General features: G+C 38.7%; 9 protein-coding genes. All 9 read right to left on the reverse strand.

Translation table 11 applies throughout. The annotated features are described in order from the left end of the window. Positions 1 to 72: 72 nt before the first annotated feature. Positions 73 to 1,143 (reverse strand): porin, encoded by a 1,071-nt coding sequence (locus O0931_RS00405; protein ID WP_269413585.1) that lies wholly within the window; start codon positions 1,141 to 1,143, stop codon positions 73 to 75. 199 nt (positions 1,144 to 1,342) lie between these two features. After that, positions 1,343 to 1,903, reverse strand: coding sequence for a K(+)-transporting ATPase subunit C (locus O0931_RS00410; RefSeq protein ID WP_269413586.1), 561 nt, complete (start codon positions 1,901 to 1,903; stop codon positions 1,343 to 1,345). A 74-nt stretch (positions 1,904 to 1,977) separates the two neighbouring features. Further along, complete coding sequence (gene kdpB, locus O0931_RS00415; RefSeq protein ID WP_269413587.1) at positions 1,978 to 4,005, reverse strand: potassium-transporting ATPase subunit KdpB; 2,028 nt, start codon at positions 4,003 to 4,005, stop codon at positions 1,978 to 1,980. 53 nt (positions 4,006 to 4,058) lie between these two features. Further along, a complete protein-coding gene (gene kdpA, locus O0931_RS00420) occupies positions 4,059 to 5,777 on the reverse strand; it encodes a potassium-transporting ATPase subunit KdpA (RefSeq protein WP_269413588.1) in 1,719 nt (572 codons plus the stop codon). A 75-nt stretch (positions 5,778 to 5,852) separates the two neighbouring features. Further along, a complete protein-coding gene (locus O0931_RS20090) occupies positions 5,853 to 5,930 on the reverse strand; it encodes a potassium-transporting ATPase subunit F (RefSeq protein WP_082468366.1) in 78 nt (25 codons plus the stop codon). A 268-nt stretch (positions 5,931 to 6,198) separates the two neighbouring features. Next, on the reverse strand, positions 6,199 to 7,311 hold the full coding sequence (locus O0931_RS00425; protein WP_269413589.1) for a M20/M25/M40 family metallo-hydrolase: 1,113 nt from the start codon (positions 7,309 to 7,311) through the stop codon (positions 6,199 to 6,201). Continuing rightward, the gene (locus O0931_RS00430) at positions 7,301 to 7,918 is read right to left on the reverse strand and encodes an N-acetyltransferase (protein WP_269413590.1); all 618 of its coding nucleotides are present in this window, start codon (positions 7,916 to 7,918) and stop codon (positions 7,301 to 7,303) included. The genes O0931_RS00425 and O0931_RS00430 overlap by 11 nt, the downstream gene beginning before the upstream one ends. A gap of 501 nt (positions 7,919 to 8,419) precedes the next feature. Next, positions 8,420 to 9,997, reverse strand: coding sequence for a M1 family metallopeptidase (locus tag O0931_RS00435; RefSeq protein ID WP_269413591.1), 1,578 nt, complete (start codon positions 9,995 to 9,997; stop codon positions 8,420 to 8,422). A gap of 388 nt (positions 9,998 to 10,385) precedes the next feature. Further along, on the reverse strand, positions 10,386 to 11,723 hold the full coding sequence (locus tag O0931_RS00440) for a sigma-54-dependent transcriptional regulator (RefSeq protein ID WP_269413592.1): 1,338 nt from the start codon (positions 11,721 to 11,723) through the stop codon (positions 10,386 to 10,388). Positions 11,724 to 11,743 lie beyond the last annotated feature (20 nt).

Raw genomic sequence — 11,743 nt, forward strand, 5'->3', positions numbered from 1 at the left:
TATAACAATGTAAGATGGACAATGGAACCCATCTTCCCTTATCCATCTTACATTTTCACACGGTCTATCCTTTTAAAATGCTACCGCAATACTCGCGGTTACAGTTGTATTTGCATTTACTAAATTGTTTTCTCTGGTAAAAATCTTGTCCTTGCTATCGTACGTTTTACCTTCTAATCGAATTACGGCATTTTGAATTGGTGAATAATCTATGTTTAAAGAATAACCTTTTGTTTTGAAACCATTTGGTGTTCCTGTTGATATAAAAATACCATTATTATCTTCGTAATATTCAAATCTTCCGGCAACCGCCCATTTCTCTGCAAATTTATATTGGGCAATGGCAACCGGAGAAATAATTTCGTTTCTGGCAGTACTTCCTTTTACTTTTTGTTGTGTACCGTAATCTAAGCCGAGTGTTAAACCAAATTTATCAGTCAGCTGAAAAACGCCGTAAATGTTATGGTAGAAACGGTTTACACGTACAGAGTCTGCGCCTTCGGTACCCAGATAGTTGCTGTAGTTTACGGTAATTTTAGATGTCGGTTTCCAGGTTAGTTGCAAGCCGCCGGCAGGTTTATCATTTCCGTTCTGACGGGTAATCCGTTGCCATCCGTTCAGGTAGAGTAGGGTCGCGGTTAATTTTCCATCTGTAGTGCCATAGGTTATTTTCGCTCCTGATTCATAATAAGGTGTGTTTTCTGAAGAAATATTTCTGGTTAAAACCCAGCAATCTTTAGAAATTGCGCTTTCGAAACCAATATGTGAAGAAAAAATACCGGCATCAATCCAAAGGTTTGCCGATTTTGATAGTTTTACACCCGCGTTAGCTTCAAAAATATTTTTCAAAACACCGGGTTCTGCAGAAAGGTTGGCGTTAGCATAAGTTCCGGCCATTACTGCCAGGTTAGCACGGATTGAACCGCTGTCATAAGCTGCTTTAATAAAACCTAAATTCAGATTTACCTCGTTTGCCCTGTTATGGGAATAGATAAATGCCGGACGGTTATGGTCTGCAGGTTGATTAAAATCGTACCCGTAATAGGCTTCCAGGTAACCTGAAAATTTTACTTTGGGTTCTTCTTGTGCAAAAGCGTTAATTGTTGCTGTTAATATTGTTATAAAGATGATTAATTTTTTCATTGTTAATGATGGTTTTACCGGTTTTCCTTCGGTATGATTATATAGATTTAATGATTACACTGATTTAAAGTATTGCTCGGATTTTTATTGAAGTCATCATTTCGACTGCAGTGGAGAAATCTTTGTACGATGTTTGAAAGTTCAAAGATTTCTCCATGCCGCAGACAGGCTTTGTGTCTCGCAATGACGACGTTTGGATTTACAACTTATCTAAAGCCAGATTCAGTTTCAAAACATTTACGGATGATGGTCCGAATAAGCCCATTAATGGTTTCAAGGTATTCATCGCCACTAAATCCTTAACCTTTTGTTCGCTGATTTTTCTTGTTTTAGCTACCCTCGCAATTTGAATGGCGGCCCCTTGTTCAGAAATGTTCGGATCTAAACCACTACCCGATGCAGTAACCATATCGGCCGGAATGTCTGATTTTTTTAATCCGGGATTGTATTTTAACAGGGTATCGATTCTGGATTGAACTTCTTTTAAATAATCCGGATTGGAAGGGCCTTTATTTGAACCTGCAGAACCTGCCGCATTATAAGCAACAGCTGATGGTCTTCCCCAGAAATATTCGGGTTTGGTAAACGACTGACCTAATAATTCATAGCCAACGATTTTACCATTTTTTGCGATTTTTTCACCGCCACCATTTCCCTTGGAAAGTTTGCCTGCTAATGCAATGCTGATGGGGTAGATGATGCACAGTAATACGATTAAAACTAAGGTTAAGCGTATAGATTGTATGATGTATTTTTTCATGATGATATTTTTTATTCAGCCTCGACAACTTTAGGGGCAAATCGCACAGAAAAGTTGTCAAAGCTTTTGATGTTTTAAACAAATAATCCAACCAGTAAATCAATTAATTTAATGCCGATAAATGGTGCGACAACACCTCCGATTCCGTAAATAAATAAGTTTCTGCGAAGCAAAGCTGTTGCGCCAATCGGTTTATAGGCTACACCTTTTAGGGCAAGAGGAATTAAAATCGGAATGATTATCGCATTAAAAATAACTGCCGACATTATCGCACTTTCAGGTGTATGCAGGCCCATAATATTTAAACTTTGCAAGGCCGGAATCGACGCAATAAATAGCGCCGGAACAATGGCGAAATATTTAGCAACGTCATTAGCGATGGAGAAAGTTGTTAACGTACCCCTGGTAATTAATAATTGTTTACCGATTTCCACAATCTCAATCAATTTGGTCGGGTCGTTATCCAAATCCACCATGTTTCCAGCCTCTTTTGCGGCCTGCGTTCCGCTATTCATGGCTACACCAACATCTGCCTGCGCAAGTGCGGGCGCATCGTTTGTACCATCGCCCATCATTGCTACAAGCTTACCTAAAGCTTGCTCATCTTTGATGTAATTCATTTTATCTTCAGGTTTTGCCTCTGCGATAAAATCATCTACGCCTGCTTTTTCGGCTATGTATTTTGCCGTTAAAGGATTATCGCCGGTTACCATCACCGTTTTAACACCCATTTTACGTAAGCGTTCGAAACGTTCGCTGATGCCTGGTTTGATAATGTCCTGTAATTCAATTACACCCAAAGCTTTTTCGTTTTCCGACACCACTAAAGGTGTTCCGCCATTAGTAGCGATGCTTTTTACATGGTCTTCTATGTCTGACGGGAAGATATTTCCCGCTTTTTCGACAATATTTCTTATTGAATCAAAAGCACCTTTTCTAATGCGTCTTCCGTCAGCAGTATCCAATCCGCTGGAACGGGTTTCGGCTGTAAATTTGATGAAAGTTGAACCCTGAGGCGTTCCTGAGGTTTTAAATCCCTGTTCATTGGCCAGTTCGATGATGGATTTTCCTTCAGGGGTTTCATCTGCTAAAGAACTTAAAACACAGGCATCTGTAAAATCTTTAATGATTACACCAGCAGTAGGATAAAAATTGGTTGCTTTACGGTTACCAATGGTGATGGTACCGGTTTTATCTAAAAGCAATACGTCTATATCGCCGGCAGTTTCCACAGCTTTACCTGATTTGGTAATTACGTTCGCTCTTAAAGCCCGGTCCATTCCGGCTATACCAATGGCTGATAATAAACCGCCGATGGTTGTTGGAATCAGACAAACAAAAAGGGAAATTAAAGCCGCAATGGTGATGGGTGTATTGGCATAATCGGCGAAAGGTTTCAGCGTTACGCATACAATGATGAATACCAAGGTAAAACTGGCCAGTAAAATGGTTAGCGCGATTTCATTTGGTGTTTTCTGACGGGAGGCACCTTCCACCAGGGCAATCATTTTATCTAAAAAGCTTTCACCGGGTGCAGTGCTTACACGAACTTTTATCTCGTCGGATAAAACCTTTGTTCCGCCTGTAACTGAAGATTTATCACCACCTGATTCGCGGATTACCGGGGCGGATTCGCCTGTAATGGCCGATTCGTCTATAGTCGCAATACCTTCTATAATTTCGCCGTCAGTTGGAATGGTATCGCCTGTTTCACAAACAAAAACATCCCCTTTTTTCAATTGATTTGAGGAACGGATTTCAATTGTTCCATTATCTAAAAGAACTTTTGCAGGTGTTTCCTCGCGGGTTTTACGCAAACTATCTGCCTGTGCTTTACCCCTTGCCTCAGCAATGGCTTCCGCAAAATTGGCAAACAGAACGGTTAATAAAAGTACCAGGAAAATAAAAAAGTTGTATAAAGGCGAGCCTTGTCCACTGGCACTGAACGAATAAACCGTAACGTAAGCCATTACGAGTGTTCCAACTTCAACGGTAAACATAACCGGGTTGCGAACCATTACCCTTGGGTCGAGTTTAATGAAAGATTGTTTTAATGCAGTTTGCACTAAAGCAGGTTCGAACAATTTATTATTGGGTTTCATTTTTTTTATATTAAGTGATTTCACAGATTAAAATGATTTCACAGATTTGTTAATTATTTAAGCATCGTAAAATATTCCGCTAATGGGCCTAAGGCCAAAGCAGGGAAATAAGAAAGTGCATTCAATACCAGAATAACCGCGAACGTCATTAAGGCAAATGTTTTGGTATCTGTTTTTAAGGTTCCGGCAGATTCAGGAATGAATTTTTTAGCACCTAATAAGCCTGCAATTGCAACCGGACCAATAATCGGTAAAAAACGACCAAGGAAAATAATTACACCTGTTAAAACGTTCCAAAAAATATTATTGTCGCCTAAGCCCTCGAAGCCTGAACCATTGTTCGCATTTGATGAGGTAACCTCGTATAGCATTTCAGAGAACCCATGAAAACCAGGGTTATTTAACCAGTTTTTCGGTTGTACAGCCCAGCTTGCATCGCCATAGTTAGTAAAAACATAACTGGCGATTGCCGTTCCTGCTAAAATTAAAAACGGACTTAGCAAGGTGATTATCGCAGCAATTTTAATTTCCCTGGCTTCAACCTTATGGCCTAAAAATTCAGGCGTTCTGCCAACCATTAATCCGGATATGAAAACAGCGATAATTAAGTAGATGAAGTAGTTTAACAAACCAACGCCGCAACCACCATAAACTGCATTTATCATCATGGCCAATAATTGCCATAAGCCGGTTAGGGGCATTGTACTGTCGTGCATCCCGTTTACCGAACCGGTAGAAATTACAGTAGTTACCGTACTCCAATAGGCTGTAGCTGCAGGGCCAAAGCGTACTTCTTTACCTTCCATAGCACCTGTTGCCTGCGAAATACCCATTTTTGCCAATGCAGGATTTCCGCCCAGTTCGGAACTTAAAGTCGGAATCATCAGCATAAACAGGCCGACGGTCATAACACCAAAAATAGTCCAGCCTAATTTTCTTCTGCGGATGAAGTATCCGAAAGCAATAATCATCGCCATCGGGATTATAACCTGTGCAATTACTTCAACCATATTGGTAAAATAGCTTGGGTTTTCGAATGGATGGGCAGAATTTGCACCAAAATACCCACCACCATTCGTTCCCAAGTGTTTAATGGCAATAAGCTGTGCAGCTGGTCCGCGGGAAACGTTTACTGTATCGCCTTGTAGCGAAATAAACTTGTCTTTACCGTCATAACTGGCTGGTGTGCCATTAAAAGTTAATATTAATGCGATTACGATTGATAACGGTAATAATAACCGGGTTATCGCTCTTACAAAAAACTCCCAGAAGTTACCCAGTTGTGTAGTTGTTTTATCTCTAAAGGCTTTAAACAATACCACTGCTGCGGCAATCCCGGTGGCCGCACTTACAAATTGAAGAAACATCAACACGAATTGCTGCGTTAAATAACTTACACCACTTTCGCCTGAATAATGTTGCAGGTTACAGTTTGCCACGAAGCTGATAATGGTATTGAAAGCCAAATCAGGCGTCATGCCCGGGTTTCCGTCAGGATTAAAAGGAAGTTTATCCTGGAATATTAGCACGAAAAAGCCATAAACCAACCATAATACGTTAATGGTTAGCAAAGCTTTCAGCTGCTGTTTCCAGTCCATTTGTTCTTTGATATTGATGCCCGAAAGTTTATATATACCAGTTTCGAGCGGTTTTAAAAAGTCTGTCCAAACTTTTTCTCCTGCAAAAACTTTCGCTAAATACTTTCCTAAGGGAATTGCAATAACTAATGTGAGCAGGAATGTGGCGATAATGCCAATTAATTCAGTGTTCATTTTTTTTACAAATTAATTGTCATCCTGAGGTATCGAAGGATATGTTTCGACGGGCTCAACACGACAAATTGCGATTTAAAATTTTTCGGGTTTAATCAGCACGTAAATCATGTAGATAAATACGGCGATTGCGATGATGAATAGTGCTAACATGTCTTTAAATTTTTTCGAACCAATCAATTGATTTGTAAGTTGCCCAGCAGAGCAAAAGGATAATTAGAAATAGGATAATTGTCATAATTTATATGTTTATAAATAACCCATAGCCAACTGTTATGCCATCGGATTTGAATTTTTCTTAACTAATTGATTAATAGTGTTTTGTATTAATTTTTTGAAATAATTAATTTTTTTAAGCAAAAAAACCTTTCCATTTTGGAAAGGTTTTTTCTTTTTTGGAATGGCGGAAAAAATATCCTCATTAAATGAATTTCGCCGGGTCAACGGTTTTTAAAAGTTTAATATAAAGCGTAATGCCCTCTTCTATTTCTTCTATACCAATAAATTCATCGGCGGTATGTGAACGGGAAGAATTTCCAGGTCCCATTTTCAATGAAGGCATGCTCAGCCATCCCTGATCAGAACTTGTAGGCGAGGCATAGGTTTTACGGCCTAGGTTCAATCCCGCAGTTACGATGGGATGGTGTATATCGATATTTGATGGCTGAAGTACATTTGCCCTTACTCTAAAAAAACAATCCGTATGGTTAACAATCGTATTCAGGATTTCCTTCTGCGTATAATTATGGTCAAAACGAATGTCAACCGTAAATGAACAGTCAGAAGGAATGATGTTATGCTGTATGCCTGCATTGATTTGGGTAACGCTCATTTTTACGGGTTGAGGCAAATTATCTTCAATAGGAAAAAGATACTTCGAAAACCAGTTTATATCTTTTATTGCTTTATAAATGGCATTATCACCTTCATCACGGGCTGCATGGCCGGAGATTCCTTTTGCATGGCAGTCTAAAACCATCGATCCTTTTTCGGAAATAGCCATTTCCATGCAGGTCGGTTCGCCTACAATAGCAAAAGCGATGGGTTTTAAATCCTGCAAAATACTTTTAATGCCGCTATCGCCGGAGTTTTCTTCTTCTGCCGTAGCGGCTAAGCAGAGGTTAAAAGGAAGATTTTCCTGTGCGTAAAAATAAAGGAATGTCGAAATCAAAGCGACCAAGGGGCCACCGGCATCATTACTTCCCAAACCATATAATTTTTCGTTTTCAATAATTGGCTCAAACGGGTTTTTGGTATATTGTTCATTGGGCCTAACGGTATCGTGATGTGAATTGAGTAATATCGTTGGCCGTTTTTCGTCAAAGTATTTGTTATAACACCAAATGTTATTGTGCTTCCGAAAGCTGAAAACATTATTCTCATTTAAAAAAGATGCGATTAAATTAGCTGTTTCTGTTTCTTCTCCACTAAATGAAGGGATTGAAATAAGATTTTTCAGCAGGCAAATTGCTTTGTTGTACAGTTCGTTTAAATCAGGTACAGTTACCGATTTTTTTTCGATGCTAATATTCATTTTGAAGAAATTTGATTTGATTTTGTTGACCGGGATTGCAGCTGTTTTCCTGAAAAGGTTTCGGGAGCCGTTCCGGATCAAACAGCATGGCGGTGCAAAGACAATTGCACTTTTTCTTTCGCTCAAGAATATCGTAATTCACGCAACTCTCACAACCCTTCCAAAACTGGTTGTCATGGGTGATTTCGGCAAAACTAACTGGTTCGAAACCTAATTCTGCATTCATATGCATAATGGCTGCTCCGGATGTAATGCTGAAAACTTTGGCGTTTGGGTATAATCTTCTCGATAACTTGAAAACTCTTTGCTTTATGCTTTTCGCTACACCCGAATTTCTGAATTTCGGGGCAACGATTAAACCGGAGTTGGAAACAAACTTACCGGCCTCCCAGGTTTCGCAATAGGAAAAACCAACCCATTCACCAAGGCTGGTTACGGCGATGATGGCTTTACCGGTAACCATTTTTTCTATAACGGAGTCGATACTTCTTTTGGCAATACCCGAGCCGCGGGCAATTGCGCTTTTTTCAGTTTCTGAAATGATTTCTTGTGCATATATAGCATCGCGAAAATTGGCAATACGTATAAAAATTATTTGATTATCCATTTTTTTTAAATTTCATACGGGCGCTTTAGCAAATGAAAGACCGCAATTAACTATGGCAATAAAAAAATGGCTTTCTGAATATTAAATCATGGAGATTTTTTTTTCATCATTTAATGCAAAAAATAAACCCTTTCAAAATGGAAAGGATTTTATCATTCCGGATTATATAAACAGCACCTCGGCTGTATTTATTCTTAATGTGCTTTGTAGCCTAATAATTGTTAATTAAAATGAGCTGATTATATTTTTATTTGTTTCAAAATAAATTGCAACGGTGTTTTATTAGCCTACGGATATTGCCCGCTTTCATTCAGAACTGTAGATTCAATTATTTACATGGAGGCAATGTGGGTTTTTTGCGAACAGGATAATATAAGGGTATTTAAAGATGTTTTTAATGAGCAATATGCTTTTGTCGTGAAAAATTACTTTTGATTTTAAGGTAAACAAAAAAGTCTTAGCGAAATTACTAAGACTTTTGTATTGTGAATTAAGATAGCTTTAAAACTTACCTTGCTGATTCAACAAGGCAAAGTATTTATCCAGGTTTACACCTAATGATTTCTCCATTGATGCTTTAAAATCGGCGGGTGTTGGGTGTTTGTTTTTCCATTCGCTAAAATAAGCCTGAAATGCTTTATCGAATTTTTCCTGGCCAATTTCAGATTGCAGTATATAGAGCCACAAAGCGGTTTTAGCATAAGAAATCAAACCATATTCTTCAGAAGTTTTAAAATCGGCTGCAGGCGTTTCAATAGCGGATTGCATCGGCACATTGGATAAGGCACCATAAATACTGGCCAGAAATTTATCAGTTGGTAACTCTTTAATTTTGGCTGGAATAGCATCCCCAAAGATTGAATTCGATCTGTATTTTTCGGCTTCATATCTAAACTGGAAATAAGTGTTGAAGCCCTCATCCTGCCAGGTGTGCATTCTTTCATTACTGCCAAGCATACTCATAAACCAGTTGTGGCCAACTTCATGCGTAATTACACCGTCTAAAGTTTCTTTTTTCGCATCAGGGCTGGTAATCAAAGTAATGGTTGGATATTCCATGCCTCCGCTGGCATTATTTTTTGGGCCCTCTATCGCCTGAACAACAGGGTATTCATATTCGCCTATCCAGTTGCTGTAATGTTTTGTTGCATCTTTTATATAGTCGATACTGTTTACCCAGAGGGTGTTTTTTTTGTTGTGGTAATAGCTGAACGCATCAACAACCTTACCTGATGCCAATTTTACCGTATCATACTGAATCACCAAATCCTTGTCGGCGAACCAGGCAAAATCCGGTACATTGTTGATTGAATAAGTTAAAGTTTTAGTAGCTGATTTACTAACCGGTGTATAAATAGTAGGTTTGTTTCTATCGGCTGTATTTTTTGCCCCGATGGTTTTATATGCCGCCAGCTCATCTGCATTTTGCATCACACCAGTAGCGCCAACCACATAGCCCGATGGCAAAGTGATATTCACCTTATAGTTTGCATATTCACTGTAAAACTCGCCCATATCTAAATAGGGGAATTCATGCCAGCCATCTTTATCAAAAACAGCTGGTTTCGGATACCATTGAGTTACCATAAATTCGGTGTCGGCATATCCCGAACGCGAAAAATAACTCGGCAATTTTACATTAAAATCAGTAGTTATTGTAATAGAGTCTCCGGGCTTTAATGATGAAGGCAATAAAACTTTAATAATATCGATATATTCCGGATTTGGATGCGCCGCTGTTTTGGCAGTCTTTCCGTTTACTTTGAAGTTTAATCCATCAATACTTCCGTAGGTTACATTTTTCAGTTTTTCCTTGCGGGAAGTATCCCCATTTATCTGTTTAAAAAGTGCTGTCGATTCATTTTTATAAGCATTCGGCCAGATGTGAAACCAGATAAAATCTAAGTTAGAAGGCGAGTTGTTTTTGTAAACAATGGTTTCAAAACCCTTTAAAGATTTGTCCTTATCGTTCAGGGTTACATCAATATTGTAATTTAAATCTTGTTGGAAATAAGCTTGTTGGGCAAATATTGAAAGGGAAAAAAGGAATAATAGAATGGTTAGAAATATTTTCTGCATGTTAAATTTTTTTCGAAAGATAATAAATTGTGCGAAGAAGATTAGGTAATAAGATGTTAATTATGAATTGAGGTTTTTTATTTTAAAGGCCTTTTATGTAGCCATTTGGTTAAAATGATTTGGAAAATGAACGTTTTGTGCTTTTGGTAGCTTGCAGTCCTGCTGTGCGCTAAAGCCTCGCTGAAAGAGCTTTGGGCTATCGCTGCCATCAGGTTTATAAACCAGGGTTTGTGCATCCTGCAAGCCGTCAAAATAGAACACCGTTTTTGTAAATTAGCCCCGCCTGCCTGCGTTGGGCAGGGTTGAAGCGGGCACGTAGCAACAGCCATTTCAGCTGTTTAGCGCTTCAAATAAATTGATATTAACTAATAATTAAAGTTAACTAATTTTATAGCTCCTTAATCTGATATTCTTCTATTTTACGATAGAGTGTTGTAAGTCCGATGCCCAGTAACCTGGATGTTTCCGTTTTGTTTCCTTTAGTATGGATTAAAACTTTTTGAATGTGTTGTTTTTCTATTTGTTGTAAATTGTAATTGTTTTCCATTGGTGTAAATTCAAAAAATTCAGGTGGTAAAGCACTTGGGTTCAAAGTGTTTCCATCTGATAAAATAACCAGGCGTTCAATAACATTTTTTAACTCCCTAATATTTCCCTTCCAGCTGTGTTCTGCTAAAACGGATAACATTTTATCGTCCATCTCAATTGCAGTACGGTTTACCTTATCTGAGAATTCCTTAAGGTAAAATTTTGCCAAAGCAGGAATGTCTCCTTTTCTGTCGCGAAGCGGGGGTAAAGTGATGCTGAAAACAGAAAGGCGGTAGTATAAATCGGAACGGAATTTTCCTGATGCGGCATCTGTTTTCAAATCTTTATTAGTCGCTGCGAGAATGCGTACATTTACCTGCTGGGTATGGGTATCGCCAACTTTAATAAAACTCTGATTTTCAAGTACCCTTAACAGTTTGGCCTGCAAATCGAGGTTCATTTCCCCGATTTCATCTAAAAATAAGGTGCCGCCATTGGCCTCTTCGAGCAAGCCTTTTTTATCTTTATTTGCACCCGTAAAGGCCCCCGCCTTATAACCGAAAAGTTCACTCTCTAATAATTCAGGACTGAAACCGCTGCAGTTCAGCGCGACAAAAGGCTTCATGGCCCTAGGGCTTTCGTAATGTATCGACTGTGCAAAAACCTCTTTTCCCGTACCGGTTTCGCCCAAAAGTAGAACTGTGGTGTCCGTTTGACTTACTTTTTTCGCTAAATCTATAGCTTCTTTTAAAGCTTTAGATTGCCCGACGATTGTGGCAAAGCTATGCTTTCTGGCAACTTTATGTTCCAGTTCAAAAACCCTTTGCTGGAGATTGGCTTTATCCATCGCTTTATAAAGCAAAGGAATAATTTTATCATTGTCATCACCTTTAACCAGGTAATCAAAAGCACCATTTTTTATGGCCAGAACACCATCTGCAATGGTTCCGTAGGCCGTTAGGTTTATAATTTCAACAAAAGGTTTTAAGGCTTTTATGTCCTTTACCAACGCTACGCCATTAACATCGGGTAGCTTAACATCGCTGATTACGATACTTACTTCGTTTGTTTTTAATAATTTGACACCCTCTTTTCCGGTATTGGCCTGCAAGGTTTTAAAACCCTCCAATTCTATAATCCTGGAAAGTAAGCTGCAAATTTTCTTTTCATCATCAATGATGAGCACAATACCATTCATAGGTTGAATTTATTAGGCAA

The sequence above is a fragment of the Pedobacter rhodius genome (assembly GCF_027213645.1).
In the GTDB taxonomy this organism is placed as follows: Bacteria; Bacteroidota; Bacteroidia; order Sphingobacteriales; family Sphingobacteriaceae; genus Pedobacter; species Pedobacter rhodius.

Coding starts and splice junctions, on each gene's coding strand:
- O0931_RS00405 (WP_269413585.1), bottom strand. CDS start 1,143: ATGAAAAAATTAATCATCTTTATAACAATATTAACAGCAACAATTAAC.
- O0931_RS00410 (WP_269413586.1), bottom strand. CDS start 1,903: ATGAAAAAATACATCATACAATCTATACGCTTAACCTTAGTTTTAATC.
- kdpB (WP_269413587.1), bottom strand. CDS start 4,005: ATGAAACCCAATAATAAATTGTTCGAACCTGCTTTAGTGCAAACTGCA.
- kdpA (WP_269413588.1), bottom strand. CDS start 5,777: ATGAACACTGAATTAATTGGCATTATCGCCACATTCCTGCTCACATTA.
- O0931_RS20090 (WP_082468366.1), bottom strand. CDS start 5,930: ATGTTAGCACTATTCATCATCGCAATCGCCGTATTTATCTACATGATT.
- O0931_RS00425 (WP_269413589.1), bottom strand. CDS start 7,311: ATGAATATTAGCATCGAAAAAAAATCGGTAACTGTACCTGATTTAAAC.
- O0931_RS00430 (WP_269413590.1), bottom strand. CDS start 7,918: ATGGATAATCAAATAATTTTTATACGTATTGCCAATTTTCGCGATGCT.
- O0931_RS00435 (WP_269413591.1), bottom strand. CDS start 9,997: ATGCAGAAAATATTTCTAACCATTCTATTATTCCTTTTTTCCCTTTCA.
- O0931_RS00440 (WP_269413592.1), bottom strand. CDS start 11,723: ATGAATGGTATTGTGCTCATCATTGATGATGAAAAGAAAATTTGCAGC.